The organism is Brachybacterium rhamnosum, assembly GCF_039526185.1.
GTDB classification, from domain to species: domain Bacteria; phylum Actinomycetota; class Actinomycetes; order Actinomycetales; family Dermabacteraceae; genus Brachybacterium; species Brachybacterium rhamnosum.
In genome coordinates this window covers 337,619-360,626 of record NZ_BAAAIS010000003.1, presented here as the reverse complement: position 1 = coordinate 360,626, position 23,008 = coordinate 337,619, and the positions used below count along the sequence as shown (strand labels likewise).

Annotated in this window: 24 protein-coding genes, 3 tRNA genes and 1 other RNA gene; 15 read left to right on the top strand and 13 right to left on the bottom strand. The window is 72.5% G+C overall.

Translation table 11 applies throughout. From position 1 onward, the window contains the following. Nucleotides 1–99 precede the first annotated feature (99 nt). Nucleotides 100–173, bottom strand: a tRNA-Ile gene (locus tag ABD080_RS11750). Between the two features lie 99 nt (nucleotides 174–272). Then, a complete protein-coding gene (locus tag ABD080_RS11745; RefSeq protein WP_343905131.1) occupies nucleotides 273–1,535 on the bottom strand; it encodes a glycoside hydrolase 5 family protein in 1,263 nt (420 codons plus the stop codon). Between the two features lie 186 nt (nucleotides 1,536–1,721). On the opposite strand from ABD080_RS11745, the gene ABD080_RS11740 reads away from it, so the two are divergent. The 5 genes from ABD080_RS11740 (at nucleotide 1,722) to ABD080_RS11720 (ending at nucleotide 4,616) form a co-directional block, all read left to right on the top strand. Then, the gene (locus ABD080_RS11740) at nucleotides 1,722–2,816 is read left to right on the top strand and encodes a LacI family DNA-binding transcriptional regulator (RefSeq protein ID WP_343905129.1); all 1,095 of its coding nucleotides are present in this window, start codon (nucleotides 1,722–1,724) and stop codon (nucleotides 2,814–2,816) included. 77 nt (nucleotides 2,817–2,893) lie between these two features. Beyond that, a tRNA-Asn gene (locus ABD080_RS11735) sits at nucleotides 2,894–2,969 on the top strand. An 85-nt stretch (nucleotides 2,970–3,054) separates the two neighbouring features. Continuing rightward, nucleotides 3,055–3,534: an OsmC family protein gene (locus ABD080_RS11730; protein ID WP_264449896.1), complete on the top strand. Its 480-nt coding sequence runs from the start codon at nucleotides 3,055–3,057 to the stop codon at nucleotides 3,532–3,534. Then, a complete protein-coding gene (locus tag ABD080_RS11725; protein ID WP_264449895.1) occupies nucleotides 3,531–4,025 on the top strand; it encodes a peptide deformylase in 495 nt (164 codons plus the stop codon). The genes ABD080_RS11730 and ABD080_RS11725 overlap by 4 nt, the downstream gene beginning before the upstream one ends. 99 nt (nucleotides 4,026–4,124) lie before the next feature. Continuing rightward, complete coding sequence (locus tag ABD080_RS11720; protein ID WP_264449894.1) at nucleotides 4,125–4,616, top strand: DUF3145 domain-containing protein; 492 nt, start codon at nucleotides 4,125–4,127, stop codon at nucleotides 4,614–4,616. A 147-nt stretch (nucleotides 4,617–4,763) separates the two neighbouring features. On the opposite strand, the gene ABD080_RS11715 is transcribed toward ABD080_RS11720, so the two are convergent. The 5 genes from ABD080_RS11715 to aceE form a co-directional block, all read right to left on the bottom strand. Further along, nucleotides 4,764–6,005: a beta-ketoacyl-[acyl-carrier-protein] synthase family protein gene (locus tag ABD080_RS11715; protein WP_264449893.1), complete on the bottom strand. Its 1,242-nt coding sequence runs from the start codon at nucleotides 6,003–6,005 to the stop codon at nucleotides 4,764–4,766. Between the two features lie 82 nt (nucleotides 6,006–6,087). Continuing rightward, nucleotides 6,088–6,336 carry an acyl carrier protein gene (locus ABD080_RS11710; protein WP_137770722.1) on the bottom strand — a complete coding sequence of 83 codons (249 nt, stop codon included), beginning with the start codon at nucleotides 6,334–6,336 and terminating at the stop codon, nucleotides 6,088–6,090. 130 nt (nucleotides 6,337–6,466) lie between these two features. Beyond that, nucleotides 6,467–7,468: a beta-ketoacyl-ACP synthase III gene (locus tag ABD080_RS11705; protein ID WP_264449892.1), complete on the bottom strand. Its 1,002-nt coding sequence runs from the start codon at nucleotides 7,466–7,468 to the stop codon at nucleotides 6,467–6,469. Nucleotides 7,469–7,471: 3 nt separating this feature from the next. Further along, nucleotides 7,472–8,419 carry an ACP S-malonyltransferase gene (locus ABD080_RS11700; protein ID WP_264449891.1) on the bottom strand — a complete coding sequence of 316 codons (948 nt, stop codon included), beginning with the start codon at nucleotides 8,417–8,419 and terminating at the stop codon, nucleotides 7,472–7,474. Nucleotides 8,420–8,540: 121 nt separating this feature from the next. Next, complete coding sequence (aceE, locus tag ABD080_RS11695; protein ID WP_264449890.1) at nucleotides 8,541–11,285, bottom strand: pyruvate dehydrogenase (acetyl-transferring), homodimeric type; 2,745 nt, start codon at nucleotides 11,283–11,285, stop codon at nucleotides 8,541–8,543. Nucleotides 11,286–11,669: 384 nt separating this feature from the next. Here aceE and ABD080_RS11690 point away from each other — a divergent pair, with 384 nt between their 5' ends. Both ABD080_RS11690 and ABD080_RS11685 read left to right on the top strand, forming a co-directional pair. Then, a complete protein-coding gene (locus ABD080_RS11690) occupies nucleotides 11,670–12,038 on the top strand; it encodes a DUF3052 domain-containing protein (protein ID WP_137771727.1) in 369 nt (122 codons plus the stop codon). A 51-nt stretch (nucleotides 12,039–12,089) separates the two neighbouring features. Beyond that, nucleotides 12,090–12,162: transfer RNA gene (locus ABD080_RS11685), tRNA-Val, on the top strand. Nucleotides 12,163–12,167: 5 nt separating this feature from the next. Here the strand turns inward: ABD080_RS11685 and ABD080_RS11680 are convergent. Further along, nucleotides 12,168–12,983: a class I SAM-dependent methyltransferase gene (locus ABD080_RS11680; protein WP_264449889.1), complete on the bottom strand. Its 816-nt coding sequence runs from the start codon at nucleotides 12,981–12,983 to the stop codon at nucleotides 12,168–12,170. After that, on the bottom strand, nucleotides 12,950–13,168 hold the full coding sequence (locus ABD080_RS11675) for a hypothetical protein (RefSeq protein ID WP_137770727.1): 219 nt from the start codon (nucleotides 13,166–13,168) through the stop codon (nucleotides 12,950–12,952). The genes ABD080_RS11680 and ABD080_RS11675 overlap by 34 nt, the downstream gene beginning before the upstream one ends. A gap of 187 nt (nucleotides 13,169–13,355) precedes the next feature. Here ABD080_RS11675 and ABD080_RS11670 point away from each other — a divergent pair, with 187 nt between their 5' ends. The 4 genes from ABD080_RS11670 to ABD080_RS11655 are packed head-to-tail and all read left to right on the top strand — an operon-like array spanning nucleotide 13,356 to nucleotide 16,635. Beyond that, nucleotides 13,356–14,648 (top strand): aminotransferase class V-fold PLP-dependent enzyme, encoded by a 1,293-nt coding sequence (locus ABD080_RS11670; RefSeq protein WP_264449888.1) that lies wholly within the window; start codon nucleotides 13,356–13,358, stop codon nucleotides 14,646–14,648. Between the two features lie 11 nt (nucleotides 14,649–14,659). After that, complete coding sequence (gene sufU / locus ABD080_RS11665; protein WP_264449887.1) at nucleotides 14,660–15,118, top strand: Fe-S cluster assembly sulfur transfer protein SufU; 459 nt, start codon at nucleotides 14,660–14,662, stop codon at nucleotides 15,116–15,118. After that, the gene (locus ABD080_RS11660; protein WP_343905117.1) at nucleotides 15,118–15,978 is read left to right on the top strand and encodes a Nif3-like dinuclear metal center hexameric protein; all 861 of its coding nucleotides are present in this window, start codon (nucleotides 15,118–15,120) and stop codon (nucleotides 15,976–15,978) included. Before sufU ends, ABD080_RS11660 begins: the two co-directional genes overlap by 1 nt. 3 nt (nucleotides 15,979–15,981) lie before the next feature. Next, complete coding sequence (locus ABD080_RS11655; RefSeq protein ID WP_343905115.1) at nucleotides 15,982–16,635, top strand: AAA family ATPase; 654 nt, start codon at nucleotides 15,982–15,984, stop codon at nucleotides 16,633–16,635. On the opposite strand, the gene yaaA is transcribed toward ABD080_RS11655, so the two are convergent. Further along, nucleotides 16,605–17,489 (bottom strand): peroxide stress protein YaaA, encoded by an 885-nt coding sequence (gene yaaA / locus ABD080_RS11650; RefSeq protein WP_343905113.1) that lies wholly within the window; start codon nucleotides 17,487–17,489, stop codon nucleotides 16,605–16,607. The two genes, ABD080_RS11655 and yaaA, sit on opposite strands and share 31 nt — an antisense overlap. Nucleotides 17,490–17,518: 29 nt before the next feature. Between yaaA and rnpB the strand changes: the two genes are divergently transcribed. Continuing rightward, an RNA gene (gene rnpB / locus ABD080_RS11645) (RNase P RNA component class A) lies at nucleotides 17,519–17,875 on the top strand. A 64-nt stretch (nucleotides 17,876–17,939) separates the two neighbouring features. Here rnpB and ppgK read toward each other — a convergent pair. Both ppgK and map read right to left on the bottom strand, forming a co-directional pair. Beyond that, nucleotides 17,940–18,731 carry a polyphosphate--glucose phosphotransferase gene (gene ppgK, locus ABD080_RS11640; protein WP_259359839.1) on the bottom strand — a complete coding sequence of 264 codons (792 nt, stop codon included), beginning with the start codon at nucleotides 18,729–18,731 and terminating at the stop codon, nucleotides 17,940–17,942. Nucleotides 18,732–18,844: 113 nt separating this feature from the next. After that, entirely contained in the window at nucleotides 18,845–19,732 is an 888-nt protein-coding gene (gene map, locus ABD080_RS11635; RefSeq protein WP_343905110.1) for a type I methionyl aminopeptidase, read from the bottom strand. Nucleotides 19,733–19,768: 36 nt separating this feature from the next. Here map and ABD080_RS11630 point away from each other — a divergent pair, with 36 nt between their 5' ends. Further along, a complete protein-coding gene (locus ABD080_RS11630) occupies nucleotides 19,769–19,957 on the top strand; it encodes an SPOR domain-containing protein (RefSeq protein ID WP_137770735.1) in 189 nt (62 codons plus the stop codon). A 30-nt stretch (nucleotides 19,958–19,987) separates the two neighbouring features. Here ABD080_RS11630 and panB read toward each other — a convergent pair whose 3' ends face one another. Further along, nucleotides 19,988–20,815 carry a 3-methyl-2-oxobutanoate hydroxymethyltransferase gene (panB, locus tag ABD080_RS11625; protein WP_343905108.1) on the bottom strand — a complete coding sequence of 276 codons (828 nt, stop codon included), beginning with the start codon at nucleotides 20,813–20,815 and terminating at the stop codon, nucleotides 19,988–19,990. Between the two features lie 161 nt (nucleotides 20,816–20,976). On the opposite strand from panB, the gene ABD080_RS11620 reads away from it, so the two are divergent. Together ABD080_RS11620 and ABD080_RS11615 are read left to right on the top strand one after the other, a co-directional pair. After that, nucleotides 20,977–21,564, top strand: coding sequence for a hypothetical protein (locus ABD080_RS11620; protein WP_343905106.1), 588 nt, complete (start codon nucleotides 20,977–20,979; stop codon nucleotides 21,562–21,564). An 84-nt stretch (nucleotides 21,565–21,648) separates the two neighbouring features. After that, on the top strand, nucleotides 21,649–22,986 hold the full coding sequence (locus tag ABD080_RS11615) for a glutamine synthetase family protein (RefSeq protein ID WP_343905104.1): 1,338 nt from the start codon (nucleotides 21,649–21,651) through the stop codon (nucleotides 22,984–22,986). Nucleotides 22,987–23,008 lie beyond the last annotated feature (22 nt).

Genomic DNA, 23,008 nt, shown 5'->3' with positions numbered 1-23,008 from the left:
GAGACGCGGAAGCGGCGCGTGCCACCCGTGGGCCCCGGGGTCGCCCCGGACCCGGAGCGCCCGTCGTGAGGAGGACCTCGTGCTGCCGGGGAGCGAGGGTAGCCCAGGAGGGGCTTGAACCCTCGACCGACGGATTATGAGTCCGCTGCTCTGACCGGCTGAGCTACTGGGCCTCGGCCCTGGGGGAGAGCCGTGCCGAATCTATCACCGACCTGCAGGTCCTCGTGGCGCCGGGCGGCGCGGACCGAGGGGGATCAGCAGGGCGGGGATCCTCACCGGGCGGCGCGGGTCGCGGCGGCGCCCCCGGTCCGGGAGTCACCCGCCCGCGCCTGCGCGTGCTCGCGCAGGACGTGCACCGTCGGCCGCTCGCCGGCGCGGCTGGCCTCCATCCACGCCTCGAAGACGGAGCCTCCCGGCGCCGCGGCGGAGCGATGCAGGAGCGGGTCCTCGCCCACCGCGAGCTCGACGGCCGTCCCGCGCGGAGCAGGGGAGGGGGCCTCCGCGGCGGCGGCGATCGCGTCGCGGAACGCGGCGCCGGCGGGCTTGAGCCGTCCCTGTGCGTCGAACAGGCCGAGCGTGTGCTCGAGCGGCGGGAAGTCCGCGAGGTCCTCGGAGACGTCGTGGGAGCACCACCAGGTGACGCCCCACAGGTCGGGGCAGTCCAGGACGTTCGCGACGGTGCGCTCGACGAACCACGGCACGTCCGCCTCCTCGAGGACGTTGCGCGGCGCACCCACCTCCTGCAGCCAGAGCGGACGCCGGGCATCGCGGGAGAAGCCGCGGGCGAGCTCGAGGTAGTACTCAGCGCGGTGGGCGACCTCGTGGGACCGGCCGCCGTAGCGCTGACCGGTGCCGTCGAAGACCCAGCTGTGCACGACGGTCGCCGCGCCGAGTGTCGCCGACTGGTCCGGGGTGAACGCGTGGTCGTCGAGGAGCCAGGCGGCGTCGTAGTTGGCGACGGTGTGCAGGAGACCGGGCGCGCGCTCCTCGGCGGCGTCGAGCATCGTCCGTGTCCAGGCCTCGGCCTGGGAGGGGGAGAGCGGGTCCGGGTCGGGGTGGTTCGAGGCGGAGAACTGGTTGACCTCGTTGCCGATCGTCATGCCGAGCAGGTTCGGCGCGCCGGCGAGGCGGTCCGTGAGCTCGCCGACGAGGCGCGCGGTCGAGGCGACGACCTCGGGATCGGTGAACATGTTCCGGCGGTGCCAGCTGGTCAGCCAGCTCGGCACGAAGTCGAAGCTCGAGAGGTGGCCCTGCAGCGCATCGACCACGACGTCGAGTCCGACGCCCGCTGCCACGTCGACCACGGCGCGCACGTCGTCGAGCGCGCGGGAGCGGATGAGTGAGCGGTTGGGCTGGAGCAGCGTCCACAGCGGGAAGATCCGCACGTGGTCCGCCCCGATCGCGGCGATCGCGGCGAGATCCTCTCCCACCGCGTCGAGGTCCAGGTCGAGCCAGGAGTGGAACCACCCCTGGCGGGGCGTGTGGTTGACGCCGAAGCGCACGGTGCGGGGGAGCGGCGCGAGGGCCTCAGACATCGTCGTCCTTCCGGGGCGGCTGGAGCACGGGCGCGGCCCGCATCGCCGACAGGGCTCCTCCCCGTCGGTCAACGAGGTTTACTATAGCGCTCAAGTAGCCGTCCGCGCCGTGTTTCCCCGGTACCGTCGGAGCGAGCACGATCCGCCGTCCGCCGCCCCTGCGGGCGCCGTCCCAGGGGAGAGCCCATGCCACCGTCCACGCCCGCCCCGCGCCGGGGGCGCGTCACTATCGCGGACATCGCCCGCCGTGCCGGCGTCACCCCCGCTGCGGTGTCCCTCGCCGTGAACGGTCGCCCCGGGGTCTCCGACGCCACCCGGGAGCGGATCCTCGGGATCGCGAAGGAGCTGGACTGGGAGCCGTCGCCGGCCGCGCGCGCCCTCGCCGGCGCCCCCGTGCTCACGATCGGCATGGTGCTCGCCCGCCCGGCGGACGTCCTCGGCTCCGAGGCCTTCTTCGGCGCCTTCGGCGCCGGGCTCCAGGAGGTGCTCAGCGCTCGCGACTACGCCCTCCAGATGAAGATCGTCGACTCCCCGGAGGCGGAGGTCGAGACCTACCGTCGCTGGTTCGCGCAGCGTCGCGTCGACGGCGTCGTCATGGTGGACCTGCGGGTGGACGATCCGCGGGTCCCCGCCCTCGAGGCCCTCGGCGAGCCCGCGCTGGTGGTGGGCGGCCCCGGGCACCACGGCAGCCTGCCCGCCGTCTACGTGGACGATGCCCTCGCGGTGCGCCTCGTCGTCGAGCACCTCGCCTCGCTCGGCCACCGCCGCGTGGCGCGCGTCGCAGGCACCGCGTCCTTCCTCCACACCGCGCAGCGGGACGCCGCCTTCGAGGCCGTCGGCGCCGAGCTCGGCGTCGGCACCGTGCTCCAGGACGCCGGCTACGGGGCCGAGGGCGCCGCCCGCGCGACGGCGGACCTCCTCGCGACCGAGGACGCCCCGAGCGCGATCGTCTTCGACAGCGACGAGATGGCCCTCGCCGGCGCCCACGTCGTCCTCGAGTCCGGTCGCGCGATCCCCGAGGACGTCGCCGTCGTGACCATCGAGGACTCACCGCTCGCCCGCAGCCACCGCCCGCCCATCACCGCGATCGGACGATCGGCCGTCGAGTACGGGCGCCTCGCAGCGAGCCGCCTGCTCGAGGTCGTCGCGGCACGCGGGGACCGCAGCTCCGGCACCTTCGAGTCCCGGGTGATCGAGCCCGAGCTGCTCGTGCGGGCCTCCACCGACCCCTCCGCCCCGAAGAGCCCGATGGACGGCGCTCTCCGCTCGAGCGTGTCGTGATTTAGGGCATAGTCACCGGTCGGAGGCCTCTTCGGGATGCGCGGAGGGCGGAGGCTTGCTAGAGTCGTCCAGGTCGATCCCGCGTAGCTCAATCGGCAGAGCATTCGACTGTTAATCGAACGGTTACTGGTTCAAGTCCAGTCGCGGGAGCCAGCATCACCGAGAACAGCCCCGGCCCAGCGCCGGGGCTGTTCTCGTTCCCCCCCTGCCCCGCCCCCACCGTCAATCGGGAGATCCCATGGTCCTGCCGCACGACAGCTTCCCGCTCCCCGAGGGTGTCACCGGGGCGAGCGTCTGGGTGGACCGCGTGGGAGAGCGTTCCCTCGTGGGACGCAACCAGCGCGGCGTCGAGATCCCCATCGGCTCCGGCGAGGGGCAGGTCAACCCCGGCGAGCTGCTGAAGATCGCGCTGCTCGGCTGCGCGGGCATGAGCTCGGACCGCACCCTCGCACGCCGCCTCGGCGAGGACTTCCCGATGCGGTTGTGGGCGCACGACGAGTCCGACGCCGAGCAGGACCGCTACCTCCGCATCGGCGAGGAGATCCAGCTGCCCCTGGAGGGCCTGGACGAGAAGGAGGTCGCCGCGGTCGTGAAGGTCTTCGGCCGCGCCGTCGCAGCCGCCTGCACCGTCGAGCGCAGCATCGTCCCGGGGGTCGAGGTCACGCACCGGATCCTCGGTGCCGAGGGCGAGCCGCCGGCGGAGGAGGATGCCCGATGAGCATCCGCCCCATCCGGATCGTCGGCGATCCCGTGCTGCGCACCCCCTGCGATCCCGTCCGGGACATCACCGACTCCACGCGCCGGCTCGCGGCGGACCTCGTGGCCACCGTGGACGACGAGGGTCGTGCTGGCGTCGCCGCCAACCAGATCGGCGTCTCCGTGCGCGCCTTCTCCTGGAACCTCCCGGATCTCGACCAGCCGCTGGGCTGCATCCTCAACCCCGTGATCGTCGAGCTCTCGGACGAGCTGCAGGAGGGGGACGAGGGCTGCCTCTCCGTCCCGAACCTCTGGTTCCCGCGCACCCGCTCCGCCTATGCCCGCTGCGTCGGCATGGACGTCGAGGGACAGGAGATCGAGCTCGAGGGGGAGGGGATCATCGCGCGCCTCATCCAGCACGAGGTGGGCCACCTCGACGGGGCGCTGTACATCGACGGCCTCGAGCGCTCCGTGCGCAAGCAGGCGTTGCGCGCCATCCGCGAGACCCTCTAGTCTGTCCCCGGGCCCCGGCCCGCCACCTGCAGTCCATCGCAGCCTGCATCCTGTCCGCCGATTCGTGGGGAAGACGTCTCGGAGACCGGAAGGAACGCGATGACCCAGGGTGTTGTCCACATCCACTCCGCCCCGCGCGCCCTCACCCCTCATATCGAGTGGGCCGCGAGCGGAGTCCTCGGCATGCCGTGCCGCATCCGCTGGGAGGAGCAGCCCGCCCACCGTGGGATGCTCCGCGGCGAGATGACCTGGCGCGGCCGGGAGGACACCGGCGCCCGCCTCGTCAGCGCCCTGCGAGGCATGCACGAGGTGCGCTTCGAGGTGACCCAGGAGGCCACCACCCAGGAGGACGGCTCCCGCTGGAGCTGCACCCCCGACCTCGGCATCCACTACGCCATGACCGACCGGGCCGGCAACACCGTGCTCGGCGAGGACCAGGTGCGCGGCGCGATGGAACGGGCGGGCGCGGATCCCACCGCCCTGCACCGCGAGCTCGGTATCGCTCTCGGCGAGCCCTGGGACGAGGAGCTCGAGATCTACCGCCACGGCGCCGAGGGCGCACCGATGCGCTGGCTCCACCGCGTGGGCTGAACCGACCCGTCTCCTGCGGGGTCCGCCGGGACCGCCGCAGCCCTCCCGCGGCCCTGCTGCAGCGGATCGGCCCGCAGCCCCGCTCCAGCACGACGAAGCGCCCCGCCCCGGATCACTCCGGGGCGGGGCGCTTCGTCGACGGCCGGGTCAGGCGCTGGTGAACATGACGGCCACGTCGTGGCCGCCGAACCCGAAGGCGTTGTTCAGCACCGCGAGATCACCCGAGGGGAGCTCGGCCGGCGCGTTCTGCGCGATCCGCATCGGGGTCTCGGGATCGAGGTTCTCGATGTTGATCGTCGGCGGGGCGATGCGGTGGTGCGCCGCGAGCACGGAGAAGACCGACTCGAGCGCTCCCGCGCCACCCAGCAGGTGACCGGTCATCGACTTCGTCGAGGTGACGACGAGCTGGTCCGTGACGCCGCCGAGGGCCTGCGAGACGGCGTTCAGCTCGCCGATGTCGCCGAGCGGAGTCGACGTGCCGTGGGCGTTGACGTGCTTGACGTCCGCCGCCTCGAGCCCGGCGTCCTCGAGCGCCTCGCGCACCGCACGGGCCTGCCCCTCCGCGGAGGGGGCGGAGATGTGGTGAGCGTCCGAGGCCATGCCGCGGCCGGCCACGTAGGCGTAGACGCGCGCTCCGCGGGCGGCGGCGTGCTCCTCGGACTCGAGCACGAGCACGGCCGCGCCCTCACCGAGGACGAATCCGTCGCGATCGGTGTCGTAAGGACGGGAGGCGTGCTCGGGATCGTCGGTCCGCGTGGAGAGCGCACGGATGTTCGCGAAGCCGGCGAGCGGCAGCGGATGCACGCAGGACTCGGTGCCGCCCACGACGACCACGTCGGCCCGGCCGGAGCGGATCATGTCGAAGCCCTGGGCGACGGCCTCCGCGCCGGAGGCGCAGGCGGAGACGGGGGTGTGCGCCCCGGCCTTCGCGCCGAGCTCGATCTCGATGTGCGCGCTCGAGGAGTTCGCCATGAGCATCGGGACGGTGAAGGGGTTCACGCGGCGGGCGCCGCGCTCACGGACCACGTCCCACTGGTCCAGGATCGTCCAGACGCCGCCGATGCCGGTGCCGATGACGACGCCGAGGCGCTCACCGGGCACCTCGGGGGTGCCGGCGTCGGACCACGCCTCGCGCGCGGCGATGAGGGCGAACTGGCCGGAGGGGTCGAGCTTCTTCGCCTCGGGACGGGCGAGCACGTCGAACGGGTCGATCGTGACCTCGCACGCGAAGTCCACGGCGAGGCCGTAGCGCTCCTTCCAGTCGTTGTCGAGGGTATGGGCCGTCGACGTGCCCTTGAGCGCGTTCTCCCAGGTGGTGGCGATATCGCCGCCGAGGGGGTTGACGGTGCCGAGACCGGTGACGGCGACACGGGGGCGAGGAGCGGTCATCTGGACCTCCGGAACGACGGGGACGGGAAGGGGCGGGGTGCAGCGACGCCCGGGACCTGGGGCCCCGGGCGCCAGGAGCGGGTCAGGACTGGGCGCCCGCGATGTAGGTGACGGCGTCGCCGACGGTGACGAGGTTCTTGACCTCTTCGTCGGGGATGCGGACGTCGAACTTCTCCTCGGCGTTGACGACGATGGTCATCATCGAGATGGAGTCGATGTCGAGGTCGTCGGTGAAGGACTTGTCGAGCTTGACGTCCTCCGTGGCGACACCGGTCTCCTCGTTGACGATCTCGGCGAGGCCCTCGAGGATCTCGTTCTCGGTGCTGGCCATGGGTGCTCCTTGTGGGTCGGTTTCTCTGGCGGGGACAGACTACCCGCGACGGACGGTGTCCGAGCGGTGATGGTCCAGGTGGTCCGGCGCGGCGTGACGGTCACGACATGCCGCACCGGGTGGCGGGTGCTCAGGGGAGCACGATCACCTGGCCGGCGTAGGCGAGGCCCGCGCCGAAGCCGAACTGGACGAGGACGTCGCCACTGCCCGCGGCGCCCTCCTCGAGCAGACGATGGGTCGCGAGCGGGATCGATGCGGCCGAGGTGTTCCCGGTCTCCGCGATGTCCCGCCCGATGACGACGCGCTCGGGCAGCGCGAGCTGCTTGGCGAGCTCGTCGACGATGCGCATGTTCGCCTGGTGCGGCACGAACACGTCGACGTCCTCGATCGTGAGGCCGCTCAGCTCGAGCATCTCGCGGATCTTCTTCGCCGTGTGCCACACGGCCCAGCGGAAGACGGTGCGACCGTCCTGCTCGAGCGTGGGCCAGGGGCCCGTGCCGTCGCGGAACTCGGTGAGCGAGCCGGTCATGCGGATCGTGGACCAGTTGTCGCCGTCGCTGCCCCACACGGTGGGGCCGATCAGCGGCTGCTCGCACGCTCCCACGACCGCGGCGCCCGCGCCGTCGCCCAGCAGGAAGCTGATCGAGCGATCGGTGGGGTCGACGAAGTCGGAGAGCTTCTCCGCGCCGATCACGAGCACGTTCCGGGCGGAGCCGGAGCGCACGAGGGAGTCCGCCTGGCCGATCCCGTAGGCGAAGCCCGCGCAGGCCGCGGAGATGTCGTAGGCGATGACGTCGGGACGTCCCAGCTGCCCCGCGAGCCAGGTGGCGAGCGAGGGCGTGGGGTACGGGAAGGAGATCGTGGAGACGATGATCGCGTCGAGCTCGTCGATCGCGATGCCGGAGCGCTCGAGCGCTTCGCGACCCGCGGTGAGGGCGAGGTCCTTCACCCCGAGCTCGGCGCTCGCGCGGTGCCGGGTGACGATGCCGGTGCGCTGGCGGATCCACTCGTCGGAGGAGTCGATGGGACCCACGAGGTCGTCGTTGGGGACCACGAGGTCGCCGCGGGCCGCGCCGTAGGCGAGCACCCGGGAGCCGGGGACGGTGGGACGGGAGCGCAGGGAGATCGCCATCGCTCAGGCCTCCTCGGCGGTCGGGGCGACGCCGGCGTGCTCGCGGACGAGGGCGCGGGCGGCCTCGAGGTCGGCGGGCACGTTGAGGTTCGCGAGCGCCACGCCCTTCAGCTCACGCTTCGCGAGACCGGTGAGGGTGCCCGCGGGGGCGACCTCGATGATGCCGGTGACGCCGCGCTCCTTGAGCGTGGCCATGCAGGCCTCCCAGTCCACGGGGGAGGCGACCTGGCCGACGATCAGCTCGAGGTAGCGGCCGCCGTCGGTGACGAGCTCCCCACCCGCATTGGACACGAGCGGCGTCGAGGGGGCGGCCGGCGCGAGCTCCGGGGCGAAGGCGGCCACGGCGTCCCGGGCACCGGCCATGTAGGGCGTGTGGAACGCTCCGGCGACCTGCAGCGGGATCACCCGGGCACGCGCCGGGGCGTCCTCGGCGAGGGCCGCGACGGCGTCGACGGCGCCCGCCGCGACGACCTGTCCGGCGGAGTTGAGGTTGGCAGGGTGCAGCCCGTGGCGCTCGATCGCGGCGAGCACCTCCTCGCGCACTCCGCCGACGACCGCGGCCATGGACGTCGGCTCCTTCGCGGCGTCGTCGGCCATGGCGCGGGAGCGGACGGCGACGAGCCGCAGGGCGTCCTCGTCGGAGAGCGCCCCGGAGATCGCGGCGGCGGTGAGCTCGCCGACGCTGTGCCCGGCGATGAGGTCCGGGGACGGGAGATCGGCGGGGGAGAGCAGCTCCGCGGCCGCGATGATGCCGGCGGCGACGAGGAGCGGCTGGGCGACCGCGGTGTCGCGGATCGTGTCCGCGTCCGAGACGGTGCCGTGGGCGACCAGGTCGATGCCGGCGGGGACGGAGAGGGCCTCGAGGCGCTCACGGACGCCGGGCAGGTCGAGCCAGGGCTCGAGGAAGCCGGGCTTCTGGGCGCCCTGGCCGGGGCAGACGATCGCGAGCACGGGGAGACCTCCGGATGAGGGGACGACGGGTGGTGCAGGGGAGCGGCGGCGCCGGTGCGCGGCCGCGTGCGGGGACGGCGACGGGCCGCCCGCCCCCGGAGGGACGGACGGCCCGTCGATGTCAGGACTCGCCGCCGAAGGAGCCGGACTGGCCGGCGTTGACGTCGGTGAGGTCGTACTTGTCGATCGCCCGGCGCACCAGGGACGGATCGACCTTGCCCTCGCGGGCCAGCAGCTGGAGCGCCTTGACGACCATCGAGTGGGCGTCGATCTTGAGGAACCGGCGCGCGGCGGGGCGCGTGTCGGAGAAACCCCAGCCGTCCGCCCCGAGCACGCCGTAGCTGCCCGGGACCCACTCGCGGATGAGGTCCGGGACCAGGAAGTCGTAGTCGCTCGAGGCGACGAACGGCCCGGTCACGCCCTGCAGGCGGGAGGAGATCCAGGGGGTGCGCTGGTCCTCGGGGTGGAGCAGGTTGTGCTTCTCGGCCTCGAGGGCCTCCTTGCGCAGCTCCGTCCACGAGGTCACGGACCACACGCTCGCGCGCACGCCCCAGTCCTCGGCGAGGATCTCGCGGGCGTGGCGGGCCCACGGCACACCGACGCCGGAGGAGAGCAGCTGGACCTCGGGGCCCTCGCCCTCCGCGGCGCCCTCGAGCAGGTACATGCCCTTGAGCAGGCCCTCGACGTCGAGCCCCTCGGGCTCGGCCGGCTGCACGATCGGCTCGTTGTAGACGGTGAGGTAGTAGAAGACCTCCTGGAGGCGGGTCTCGTCCTCCCCGTACATGCGCTGCAGGCCGTCGCGCAGGATGTGCCCGATCTCGTAGCCGTACGCCGGGTCGTAGATGACCGTGCCCGGGTTGGTGTAGGCGAGGATCGGGGAGTGGCCGTCCATGTGCTGGAGGCCCTCGCCGGCGAGGGTCGTCTTGCCGGCGGTCGCGCCGATCACGAAGCCCTTCGCCATCTGGTCGCCGGCGGCCCAGAAGAAGTCGCCGGTGCGCTGGAACCCGAACATCGAGTAGAAGATGTAGAGCGGGATCATCGGCAGGTCATGGGTGGAGTACGAGGTGCCCGCCGCGGTGAACGCGGAGGTCGAGCTGATCTCGTTGATGCCCATGTGCTTGATCTGGCCCTGCACCGACTCCTTGTAGGCCAGGAGCAGGTCGCGGTCCACCGAGAGGTAGTTCTGGCCGTCGGGGTTGTAGATCTTCGCCGTCGGGAACAGCGAGTCCATGCCGAAGGTGCGCGCCTCGTCGGGGATGATCGGCACCCAGCGCTTGCCGCTCTGCTTGTCGCGCAGCAGGTCCTTGAGCAGTCGCACGAGCGCCATGGTCGTGGCGATCTCCTGCTTGCCGGAGCCGCGCTTGGCGACCTCCCAGACCTTCTCCTCGGGCATCGGCAGCGGGGTGTGCTCGGTGCGGCGCGAGGGCACCGCGCCGAGCTCGGCGCGACGGGACTCGAAGTAGCGCATGACCTCGGAGTCGGGCTCGGGCACGTAGAGCGGGGCGTCGTAGACGCTGCCGGACTCGAGCTGCTCGTCGGAGAAGGGGATGTTCAGGGTGTCGCGGAGGGCCTTGAGGTCCTCGAGCGTGAACTTCTTCATCTGGTGGGTCGCGTTGCGGCCCGCGAAGCTCTTGCCCAGGCGGTAGCCCTTGATGGTGTGCGCGAGGATCACCGTGGGCTGGCCCTTGTGGTCCATCGCGGCCTGGAAGGCGGCGTGGATCTTGCGGGTGTCGTGGCCGCCGCGGTTGAGCTTCCACCAGATGTCGTCGTCGGACATGTCCTCGACGAGCGCCTTCGTGCGCGGGTCGCGACCGAAGAAGTTGTCGCGGATGAAGCCGCCGTTCTCCGCCCGGTAGGTCTGGAAGTCGCCGTCCGGGGTGGAGTTCATGAGGTCGATGAGGGCGCCGTCGTCGGAGGCGTCCAGCAGCGGGTCCCAGCCGGCGCCCCAGATCACCTTGATGACGTTCCAGCCCGCACCGCGGAACTGCGCCTCGAGCTCCTGGATGATCTTGCCGTTGCCGCGCACCGGGCCGTCGAGCCGCTGCAGGTTGCAGTTCACGACGAAGGTGAGGTTGTCGAGGTGCTCCTTGGCGGCGATGTGCAGCGCGCCGCGGGACTCGACCTCGTCCATCTCGCCGTCGCCGAGGAACGCCCAGGTGTGCTGCTGGGAGGTGTCCTTGAGACCGCGGTTGTGGAGGTACTTGTCGAAGGAGGCCTGCTCGATCGCGTTGACCGGGCCGATGCCCATCGAGACCGTCGGGAACTCCCAGAAGTCGTGCATCGCCCGCGGATGCGGGTAGGACGGCATGCCGACGGGGCTGGACTTCTCCTGGCGGAACCCGTCGAGCTGCTCCTGGGTGAGGCGGCCCTGGAGGAAGGCGCGGGCGTAGATGCCGGGGGAGGCGTGGCCCTGGAAGAAGACGTGGTCGCCGCCGCCCTCGTGGTCACGGCCGCGGAAGAAGTGGTTGAAGCCCACCTCGTACATCGTCGCGATCGAGGCGTAGCTCGAGAGGTGGCCGCCGACGGAGACGCCGGGGCGCTGGGCGCGATGGACGATCATCGCCGCGTTCCAGCGGTTGATGTCGCGGATCTCGCGCTCGAGGCGGAGGTCACCGGGGTACTCGGGCTGCTGATCCGCCGGGATCGTGTTGACGTAGTCCGTCGTCAGCGAATCAGGCAGGTGGAGATCCTGGTGACGGGCATGCTGGATGAGGTTCTGGACGATCTCGGAGGCGCGGTCCTCACCGCGCTGCTCCACGAGGCCGTCGAAGGAGTCCAGCCACTCCCGCGTCTCCTCGGGATCAGGATCCTGCGCATGGCTGGGCAGGTTGATACCGATGGGACGAGGCGTCTCGAACGAACTCACACTGTCCTTCTCTCTACGGGAGGCGTCGGACCAGCCGACGGATGGTGCGACGGTGCGCCCGGACCTTCGGCCATGGTGCCCGTCAGCCTACCGTCGTGAGCACCGCTCCCGACGGTCCTGTCGGCCCCTGGGACCGTGAGAGACCCGACACGCGCCGCGGGTCGGGGAGGGCGGGCAGGCCGAGGATCCCGCCTCCGCCGGTGCGTGCCGACGGGCCGTGGGATAGCATCGACCTGCGCGCAGCAGTGCCTCGGGGCCTCCGTCCCCGGGCGTCCGCTCCGCATCCGGCGCCGCTCGTGCGCCGTCCGTCATCCCCGTCCCGTGAGGAGTCCGTTCTTGTCACCGTCGTCCGACGTCAATGCCACCAGCTCGCCCGTAGAGGTGATGGCCCTCTCGACGGGGCAGATCGTGCAGGAGTTCGGGTACGACGACGACGTCGACCTCGATCTGCGGGACGCGATCGAGGACGCCATCGGCGAGGAGCTCGAGGACGAGGACTGCCAGGAGATCGTCGACGCCGTCATCATGTGGTGGCGCGAGGAGGACGGCGACCTCACCGACGCCCTCGTCGACACCCTGACCACCCTCACCGCGGGTGGTCCGATCTGGCTGCTGCTGCCCAAGGCCGGCCGTGACGGCCACGTCACCCCCGGCGAGGTCCAGGAGGCCGCGGGCACCGCGGGCCTGCGCGTCATGAGCACCGTGAGCCTCGCCGCGGACTGGACCGGCACCCGCCTCGCCTCCCGTCAGTGATCCACCGGCGCCGCCCTCCCGGGGCGGCGCCCACGGGGCCCCGCCCCGACGGGGTCGTTAGCTCAGCCGGTAGAGCGCCACGTTTACACCGTGGATGTCGGGGGTTCGAACCCCTCACGACCCACCCGATCAGCACCCTCGACGCAGGGCGAGCACTCCGGTCCGCCCGTCGAGCGCCCCGTGGAACCGGGACGTGAGCCCCGGATCCGATGACTCCCGCGCGAGCAGGGCGGCCTGCTCCCGGTGCAGCTCGAGCAGCAGCGTCCCGCCCGGCGCGAGGCAGGCCGGCGCCGCGGTCACGAGCCGCCGTGCGAGGTCCAGCCCGTCCTCCCCGCCGTGGACCGCGAGCTCGCTCTCGTGCTCACGCACCTCGCGGGGGAGCAGCGGCAGCGCCGTGGTCGGGACGTACGGGGTGACCGCTGCGATCACGTCGACCGCTCCGCGCAGCGACTCCGGGAGCGCGTCGAGCAGGTCCCCGCGGTGCACCCCCGCCGTGGGCGGCAGGTGGCGGCGTGCGTGGGCGAGCGGGACCGGGTCCACGTCCGTCACGTCCAGGGAGACCGCGGGGAGTGCGCGGTGCACGACCGCGGCGATCGGGGCGATGCCGCAGCAGACCTCGACGAACCGGAGGTCGCGGGGCGAGGCGGGGTGACCGCGCAGGGCAGCGACCGCGAGCCGGGCGAGCAGGCGCGTGCGACGCCGGGGCACGAAGCAGCCGGGGCCGAGCGGCAGCTGCAGCCCGCAGAACTCGACCTCGCCCACCACGTGCTCGAGCATGGCCCCGGCGATCCGGAGCGCGGCGAGCTCCTCGAGCTCCTCGGCGGAGCGTGCCCGGGCCAGGAGCAGCTGCGCCTCCTCCTCGGCGAAGACGCTGCCGGCGGCGCGCAGCCGCGCCGTGAGGGCGCTCGCGCTCAGGCGCTGCGCGTCAGCAGATAGGCGAGGCACAGCGCCCCGACGACGATCACGACCACGAGCAGCCAGATGACGGCGGAGCGGGAGTCGCGCTCACGCTCGCGCTCCGATCGGGGTCGCGCAGCGTCGGCGCGCAGGGCGCGCACGGTGCGCGGGATCATCACCACCAGCGTGGTGACGATGGCGATCGCGAAGACGATGAGGATGACGGTGCCCACGGGCCCAGTCTGGCATCCCCTGCCTGCTCGTGTCCCGTGCCCGGCCCCAGGGTGCCTGCGATGCACGGGGCGACGGGCAGGCGATCGAGGAGGGGCGTGACGTGGCGTGCCCGACCCCGGCACCGCCGGCGGCGCCTCCCGTTCCTATACTGGAAGACCCCCAAGGTCCCCTATGGGAAGGCACCGCATGACCGCGCCGCAGGCGTCCACCGTCCCGTCCCCGCTCGACGTGGCCCGGATCCGGGAGGACTTCCCGATCCTCGGCCGCCGGCTCGACGAGACGACCCCGCTGATCTACCTGGACTCCGGAGCGACCGCTCAACGCCCCCAGCAGGTCATCGACGCCGAGGTCGCCTTCCTCCGCCACGACAACGCCGCCGTCAAGCGCGGGGCCCATCGCCTCGCCGAGGCCGCGACCGACGCCTACGAGACCGCGCGGGAGACCGTCGCCGGCTTCGTCGGCGCCGCGCGTCCCGAGGAGATCGCGTTCACGAAGAACGCGACCGAGGCGCTGAACCTCGTCGCCTACTCGCTGGGCAACGGGGACGCCTCGACGCCGGAGCGGCTTCGGGTGCGCGAGGGCGACGAGATCCTCGTGACCGAGATGGAGCACCACGCGAACCTCGTGCCCTGGCAGGAGCTCGCGCGGCGCACCGGTGCCACGCTCCGGTGGATCCCGCTGGGCGAGGACTTCCGGCTGGACCTCTCCGATCTCGGCTCCCTGCTCACCGAGCGCACCAAGGTGCTCGCCCTGACGCACCAGTCCAACGTGCTGGGCACCGTGAACCCGGTCGCCGAGCTCGCCGAGGCCGCCCACGCCGTGGGCGCGCTCGTGGTGCTCGACGCGTGCCAGTCCGTGCCCCACATGAGTGTGGACCTGCCGGGCCTCGGCGTGGACCTCGCCGCCTTCTCGGGGCACAAGATGCTGGGGCCGACGGGGATCGGCGCGCTCTGGGGCCGCCACGAGATCCTCGAGCAGCTGCCGCCCTTCATCACCGGCGGCTCCATGATCGAGACCGTGACCATGGAGCGGTCGACCTACGCCGAGCCGCCGGCCCGCTTCGAGGCGGGGACCCCGATGATCTCCCAGGCCGTCGGCCTCGCCGCCGCCTGCGACTACCTCTCCGCGCTCGGCATGGAGGCGGTCGCCGCCCACGAGCGCGAGCTCACCGACCGCGCCGTGCGGGGCCTCGCCGCCCTCCCCGGGGTGCGGATCCTGGGCCCGGGCCCCGGTCCGGACCGGGTGGGCGCCGTGTCCTTCGTCCTCGAGGGGCGTCACCCCCACGACGTGGGCCAGGTGCTCGACTCCCGCGGCGTCGAGGTGCGGGTGGGCCACCACTGCGCCTGGCCGCTGCACCGCCGCTACGGCGTGCCCGGCACCACGCGCGCCACCTTCTCCGTGTACACCACACCGGAGGAGATCGATGCGCTCGTCGAGGGCATGGGCGCCGTCATCGACTTCTTCGCCCGCTTCGAGTGATCGGAGACCCCATGGATCTCACCTCCCTGTACACCGACATCATCTTCGAGCACGACAAGCGCCCGCTCCACGCGGGGCTGCGCGAACCCTTCGACGCCGAGGTCCACCACGTGAACCCCACCTGCGGCGACGAGATCACCCTGCGCGTGCACCTCGGCACCGGGGAGGACGGCGCCGTGCGCGTCGAGGACGTCTCCTACGACGCGACGGGCTGCGCGATGAGCCGCTCCTCCGCCTCGATCATGAGCGACCTGCTCATCGGGCGCACGCTCACCGAGATCGAGCCGATCGCCGCTCACATGGACCAGGTCATGCACGCCCGCGGCAAGCAGGCGGGGGACGAGGAGATCATCGGCGACGGCATCGCGCTGGTGGGCGCCGCGAAGTTCCCCAACCGGGTGAAGTGCGTGCTCATGTCCTGGAAGGCGTTCCAGGCCGCGCTCGTCGAGACCCGCGTGCTGGGCGCCTGATGGGCACCCCGATGCTCGGCGACGTCGTCGGCGTCCTCGAGGAGGCCTACCCGCTCTCGTGGGCGGAGGACTGGGACCGCGCCGGCCTCGTGCTGGGGGAGCGGCAGGCGACGGTGCGCTCCGTGCTGCTCGCCGTCGACCCGACGCTCGACGTGACCCGCGAGTCGATCGAGGACGGCCACCAGCTGCTCGTCACCCACCATCCGCTGCTGCTGCGCGGCGCGAGCTTCCTCCCGGCAGACGACGGCAAGGGCGCGGTCGTCACCGCCCTGCTGCGCGCCGGCGTCGGCCTGTGGTGCGGGCACACGAACGTGGACCGCTCCACCCTCGGCACCGTCGGCGCCTGGATCCGGGCCCTCGACCTGCAGGACCCACGGCCGCTGGGGGGCGGCGAGGGAGGGGGCACGGGTGCCCTCGAGGGTGCCGGCCACGGCTCCGCCCGCTTCGGTCTGGGCGCCGTGGGCACGCTCCCCGCGCCGATGAGCGTCGCCGCGCTGAGCGAGCGGATCGCCGGGATCGTCCCTGCGACGGCCCGCGGGATCCTCCGCACCGGAGATCCGGGCCGCGTCGTCCGCACCCTCGCCGTCTGCCCCGGCGCGGGGGACTCCTTCCTCTCGGACGCCGCCGCGGCGGGGGTGGACGCCTACGTCACCTCGGACCTCCGCCATCATCCGACCCTCGAGCACGTGGAGTCCGCGGCGGATCCGCTCGCGGTGCCGGCGCTCGTGGACGTGCCGCACTCCGCGAGCGAGGCGCTGTGGCTCCCACTCGCTCAGGAGCTGCTGACCACGGCCCTTCCCGGTCTCGAGGTGGCCGTCTCCGCGCGCACCACCGATCCCTGGACCGGGCGCGCGGGCTGAGCCATGGCCCGTCTGGTCCTCCTCAACGGCGCGCCCGGGAGCGGGAAGTCCACGCTCGCGCGTGAGCTCGTCGCGGGCGACCCCGATGCCCTCGCGATCGACGTCGACCAGATCAAGCACGGCCTCGGCTCCTGGCCGGGTGACCCGCAGCGGGCCGGGCTGCGGGCCCGGGAGCTCGCCCTCGCGCTCGTCGACGCGCAGCTCGCCGCCGGCGCCGATGCGGTGCTCGGGCAGTACCTCGCCCGGCCCGAGTTCCCCGCGGCGCTCGAGGAGGCGGCCCGCCGCCACGGCGCGCGCTTCCACGAGCTCGTGCTGGACCTCGACGCCTCGACGCTCGCGTCCCGGCTCGCCACCCGGGCGGAGCGGCCGGACCGGCCCGAGCACGCGGTGAACAGCGCGCTCACGCCGCCGTCGGACGCGGTGGACCTGATCGCCTCCCTCGAGAGGGTCCAGGAGATCCGCCCGCGGGCACGACGCATCGATGCGCGGGGCGGGATCGCGGAGGTGCGGGAGCGCCTCCGTGCCGCGATCACCGCGGCGGAGTCGGGGGACGGCGCGCAGGCGGGCGAGGGCGGCGCGGAGGGTCCCGGCGGAGCGGAGGGTCCCGGCGGATCGGGGGAGGGGACTCAGCCCACCGGGTCGACGACCACGAGCTGATCCCCGTCGAGCTCGACGCCGAGCGGCGCACCAGCGACGCCCGGCACTGCGGCGAGACGCTCGCGCAGGAGGTCCACGAGGGCGTCCGCGTCCCCGGGCAGCTCCGGGGCCGCGATCAGCTCCCGGATGACGATCCCGCGGTAGCGCTTCGCGTCGTGCGAGATCACCTTCCGCGATCCACCCCGCTCCTGCACGGGCGCGACCTGCAGGACGCGCGCCCCGCGCCCGCTGCGCAGCGGGAGCATCGAGCGGTACGCCCCCGAGCGGGAGTCGACCACGAGCGGCGAGGGCCCCGCCCCCGTCTCCTCGAGCAGTCGCGTGCGCAGCGGCCTCAGGTGGGTGGACCACCAGGGCCCGGCCGCGCCGAGCCGCTGCACCCGGGACCCGGCGGAGAGACGGTAGGCGGGCACGCGGTCCCCGGCGGCGTCGACGACGCCGAGCAGCGCGCTCATGACGAGCACCCGGCGGTCCTCGGGGATCACGGCCCCGGGGGCGAGCTGGTCGTAGAGCACCCCGGAGTAGACGGAGAGGGCCGGACCCGCGGGCTCCTCGTGGATCGCGGCCATCCGCGCCACGAGCTCGGGGGAGGAGGCGGGCACGCCGAGGCGCTCCCCGCCGTCGCGCCCCTCGGCGGTGCACCGCGCGGCCCTCAGCATCGTCTCCCGCGCCCTGGACAGCTCCGGGTGGGCGAGCGCCGTCGCATCCAGCGGCGCGCTCCCGTCGGCGGGGCGGGTCTTCGTCTCGGAGGGCGGCAGCAGCATCAGCACCCGTCCATTGTCCCGGGCCGCGGCGCCCGCGCCGGCAGGCGGCGCGGAGAGCTTGCGCACGCCGCGCCCGGGCCCGGTGCAGGGCACGGGAGCGCGGGCGTAGGATCCTGGGCGGACCAGTCGGCCGGGCAGTCGCGTCCCCGCACTCGTGCGGGGCCGAGGAAAGTCCGGGCTCCACCTGGCACGGTGGTGGGTAACGCCCACCCGGAGCGATCCGCGGGACAGTGCCACAGAGAGCAGACCGCCTCCCCGCCCTCGGGCGGGGCGGTAAGGGTGAAAGGGTGGTGCAAGAGACCACCGCGGTCTCGGTGACGAGGCCGGCACGGTAAACCCCACCGGGAGCAAGGTCGGACAGGGCGCGTTCGAGGGTGCCAGCCCGAGCGTCCGGGTGGACCGCTGGAGGTCGTCGGCAACGGCGATCCGAGAGGGATGACTGTCGAACACAGAACCCGGCTTACAGGCCGGCTGGTCCGCTCGACATGGACGGGCCCGGACGCGAGAGCGTCCGGGCCCGTTCCTCGTCGGCGGTGGCGGTCCTCAGTCCGAGGACGCCGCCTTCTTCGCCCGCTTGGCCTCCTTGCGGGCCAGCGCCGCGGCACCGATGATCCCGGCCTCGTTGCGGAGCTTCGCAGGGACGATCGGGGTCTTCAGGTCCAGCAGCGGCAGGTACTTCTCGTGGTGCTTGGAGACGCCGCCGCCCACGACGAACAGGTCGGGGCTGAAGAGGAACTCGATGTGCGCGTAGTACTCCTGCAGGCGCGCCGCCCAGGTCTTCCAGTCGAGGTCCTCGCGGTCCCGGGCGGAGTCCGCCATGTACTTCTCGGCGTCCATGTCGTGGAGCAGCACGTGCCCCAGCTCGGTGTTCGGCACGAGCTCGCCGTCGTTGAACACCGCGCTGCCCACGCCGGTGCCGAGCGTGGTCACGATGACGACGCCCTTCTGCTTGCGGGCCGCGCCGAACTCGGCCTCGGCGATGCCGGCGGCGTCAGCGTCGTTGACCACGAACACGTCGTGGCCGGTGCGCTCGGTGAACAGGGCGTCGGCGTCCGTGCCGATCCAGGAGTCGTCCACGTTCGCCGCGGTGCGGGCGATCCCGTGCTGGATGACCGCCGGGAAGGTGACGCCCACCGGCATGCCGGCGGGGACGTCGAAGGAGTCCAGGAGGTCGCGCACGGTGTCCGCGACGGCATCCGGGAGGGACGGCTGCGGGGTCGGGATGCGCACGCGGTCCGCGGCGAGCTTCCCCTTGCGCAGATCGACGGGGGCGCCCTTGATGCCGCTGCCGCCGATGTCGATGCCGAAGGCCGTCTTCTGCTTGTCAGAGCTCACGATGGGTCCTCGTCCCGGTCCGCCGGGTCCGGGGCCGTCCGACGGGCGGCCGCGAGGGACAGTATGCCGAAGATCTCCTCGCGGCACGGACCCCGTCCTGCCCGTCGGCCCGCTCAGACGACGGTGAGCAGCTCCGGCCCGTCCTCGTTGATGACGAGGGTGTGCTCGAACTGCGCGGTGAAGCCGCGGTCGCGGGTGACGACGGTCCAGCCGTCGTCCCACTGCTCCCACGCCTGCGAGCCGAGCGTGACCATCGGCTCGACGGTGAGGGTCATGCCCTCGGCGATGACGTCGTCGAACATCGGGGCCGAGTCGTAGTGGGGGATGACCAGCCCGTTGTGGAAGCCCTCCGCGACGCCGTGTCCGGTGTAGTCGTGCACGGATTCGTAGCCGAAGCGGCGCACGTACTTCTCGATGACCCGGCCGATGACGTTGACCTCGCGGCCGGGCTTCGCGGCGCGGATGCCGCGCATCATCGCCTCCTCGGAGCGGGTGACGAGCTCGTCGACGCGCGGGTCGACCTCGCCCACCCGGAAGGTGGCGTTGGTGTCGCCGTGCACCCCGTGCAGGTAGGCGGTGACGTCGACGTTGAGGATGTCGCCCTCCTCCATGACCGTCGAGTCGGGGATGCCGTGGCAGATGACCTCGTTGAGGCTCGTGCAGCACGACTTCTCGAAGCCGAGGTAGCCGAGGGTCGAGGGGTACGCGCCCTCGGAGAGGAGCACCTCGTGGACGACCGCGTCGATCGCGTCGGTCGTCACCCCGGGGCGCGCGGCCTCGCCGGCGGCCTGCAGGGCGAGGGCCGCTACGCGGGAGGCCTCGCGGACGCGGGCGATGACGTCGGGCGTCTGGACGTAGGGACCGGAGTCGGAGACCGCCTCGTCCTTGCCGACGTACTCGGGGCGCTCGATGCTCGCGGGCACGCTGCGACGGGGGGAGAGCTCGCCGGGCACCAGCTCCGCGCGTCCCTCCGGACGGATCCATTCCTGCTCTACAGTCATGGGCACCATCCTCTCAGCTCTGGGAAGGAGCACACCGTGAGCGAGCCCACGCCGTTCTACTACAACCTGGACACGAAGCAGGTCGAGGAGGGGCACCAGTCCCCGGGGAGCCAGCTGATGGGCCCCTACGCCTCGCGCGAGGAGGCGCAGCACGCGCTCGAGAAGGCCGCCGCGCGCAACGAGTCCTGGGACCGTGACGACGCGGCCTGGGACGCGGAGGACTGACCTCAGCGGATCGGCCCTCCCGGCCCGGGGTCACTCGAAGGAGTGCTCCGGGCCCGGGTAGGCGCGGGAGGTGACCGCGGCGCGGTACTCCTCCGCCGCGGTCTGCAGCTGACCGCGCAGGTGCGCGAAGGTGCGCACGAAGCGGCCCTCGAAGCCGGAGAGACCGGCCATGTCCTGCCACACGAGCACCTGGCCGTCGCAGTCGGGGCCGGCGCCGATCCCGATCGTCGGCACCGCGACCACCTCGGTGATGCGGGCGGCGACGGCCGCGGGCACGAGCTCGAGGACGATCGCGGAGACCCCGGCCTCCTGGAGCGCGATGGCGTCGTCGGCGAGCTGATCGGCCCCGGCGGTCTCACGGCCCTGGACGCGGTGCCCGGAGAGGGAGTTCACGGACTGCGGCGTGAAGCCCAGGTGGCCGATGACGGGGATCCCCGCGGCGACGAGCGCCCGCACCTGCGGCACGATCTCGTGGCCGCCCTCGAGCTTCACGGCCTCGGCGCCCGCCCGGATCAGCTCGACGCCGTGGCGCACGGCGTCCTCGGGGCCGGTCTGGTAGGTGCCGAAGGCGAGGTCCGCGACGACCAGCGGGCGGTGCACGCTGCGGGCGACGGCGCCCGTGAAGGTCAGCATGTCCTGGTGGGTGGTCGACGTGGTCGAGCTGTACCCGAGCACGGCGGTGCCCACGGAGTCGCCCACCAGCAGCACGTCGATGCCCGCGGCCTCGAAGACCTGCGCGGAGATCTGGTCGTACGCGGTGAGCATCGTGAACGGGCGACCTCGCTCCTTGGCGTCCAGCAGGTGGCGCAGGCGGATCTTGGCCGGGCCGGAGGTCGGGGGTGTCGGGGCGCTGCTCACGGGGTCTCCTGGGCGGGTCGGTGGCGGTCGGCTCCCATTGTGCCCGCGCCGCGACCGGAGTGGGGACCTCTCCCCATGGTGGGCGGCGCGGTCGCCGTGGCAGGCTACGGGGCACAAGGGGCGCACAGCAGGTGGGTCCCACCGGGGAACAGGGAACAGCGATGACCACCATGATCCGCAGGAACGCCCGTCGCGGGGCCGTCGTGCTCGGAAGCCTGGCCGTGGTGCTCGGCGCCGCGGCATGCGGCGGCAGCTCCGACGACGCCGCCGCGCCGGAGGAGAAGACCACCGAGGCCGCCAGCGCCGCCGAGGAGGCCGGGGACGACGCGGCCGCCGCCGAGGACAGCGCCTCCGACGAGGGCGGCGCCGCGAGCGAGGACGCCGGTGACGACGCCGCCTCCGGCCCGCTGTCCGACGAGGACCTCACCGCCGCGAGCCAGGCGTTCGTCGACTTCCTCACCGCGGCCGTCGAGGGCGACTCGGAGAAGGCGTGCGGACTCATCAAGGATCCGACCACGGGGGATGCGTTCGCCTCGAACAACCTCGAGACATGCAAGTCGCAGTTCGGATCGATGACGAAGGCGTACGAGGGCCAGGACTCGAGCCTGTTCACCACCGAGACGGTGACGGCGGCGGACAACGGGGACGGCACCGCCGCGATCTCGTTCAACGGCCAGGACATGGGCATCTCGATGTCCAAGGGCTCCGCGGGCACCTGGCTCGTGGACACCTCGACCGCCACGAGCTGAGCCCGCCCAGCACACACCTCGCACGACCCGACCCGCCCCCGGGACAGCATCCCGGGGGCGGGTCGCGTCGTGCACACTAAGGGCATGGATCAGCTGCAGGACGACGTCATCCGCCGGGTCACCGATCACGACGTGCGGTTCATCCGCCTGTGGTTCTGCGACATCGTGGGGACGCTGAAGTCCATCGCGATCTCGCCCGCGGACCTCGAGACCGCCTTCACCGAGGGCGTCGGCATCGACGGCTCCACGATCGAGGGGCTCACCCGCAGCTTCGAGTCCGACATGCTGCTGCGTCCGGACCCGCGCACCTTCGAGCTGCTCACCTGGCGCGGCACGAGCAACGCGACCGCCCGCATGATGTGCGACGTGCTCACGCCGGACGGCGAGCCGGCCGCCTCGGACCCGCGCCGTGTCCTCAAGGACATGCTCGCCCGCGTGGAGCAGAAGGGCCTGGACTTCTACACGCACCCCGAGATCGAGTTCTACCTCTTCCAGGAGCCCTACCGGAACGGCCGCGCTCTCCAGCCGATCGACCACGCCGGCTACTTCGACCACGTGCACCGCGGCAACGGCCAGGACTTCCGTCGTGCTGCGATCGAGCACCTCGAGGGCATGAACATCCAGGTGGAGTTCTCCCACCACGAGAACGGCCCCGGCCAGAACGAGATCGACCTGCGCTACGCCGACGCGCTCACCACGGCGGACAACATCATCACGCTGCGCACCGTCGTCAAGGAGGTCGCGCTCGGCATGGACCAGGTGGCGACCTTCATGCCGAAGCCGATGATCGAGCACCCCGGCTCCGGCATGCACACGCACCTCTCGCTCTTCCAGGGCGGGCGCAACGCCTTCCACGAGCCGGGAGCCGAGTACGGCCTCTCCCGTATGGGCCGGCAGTTCATCGCCGGCCTGCTGCGGCACGCGGGGGAGTACTGCGCGGTGACGAACCAGTGGGTCAACTCCTACAAGCGCCTGTGGGGCGCGCAGGAGGCCCCGAGCTACGTCTGCTGGGGGCACAACAACCGCTCGGCTCTCGTGCGCGTGCCCTTCCACAAGCCCACCAAGGGCACGAGCTCCCGCGTCGAGTTCCGGGGCCTGGACTCCGCCTCCAACCCGTACCTCGCCTTCGCGGTGCTGCTCGCGGCGGGGCTCGAGGGAATCGAGCAGGAGTACGAGCTCCCCGAGGGCTCCGAGGACGCCGTCTGGGACCTCACCGAGCGCGAGCGCCAGGCGATGGGCATCGAGCCGCTGCCCACGGACCTCTTCCGCGCCCTCGAGAGCTTCGAGGGCTCGGAGCTCATGGCCCGCACCCTCGGCGAGCAGGTCTTCGAGTTCTTCCTCCGCGACAAGCGCAACGAGTGGTCCCGCTACCGCGAGCAGGTCACGGCCTACGAGCTCGACGCGACCTTCGGTCGCGTCTGAGGACGCGTGGGGAAGGAGAACG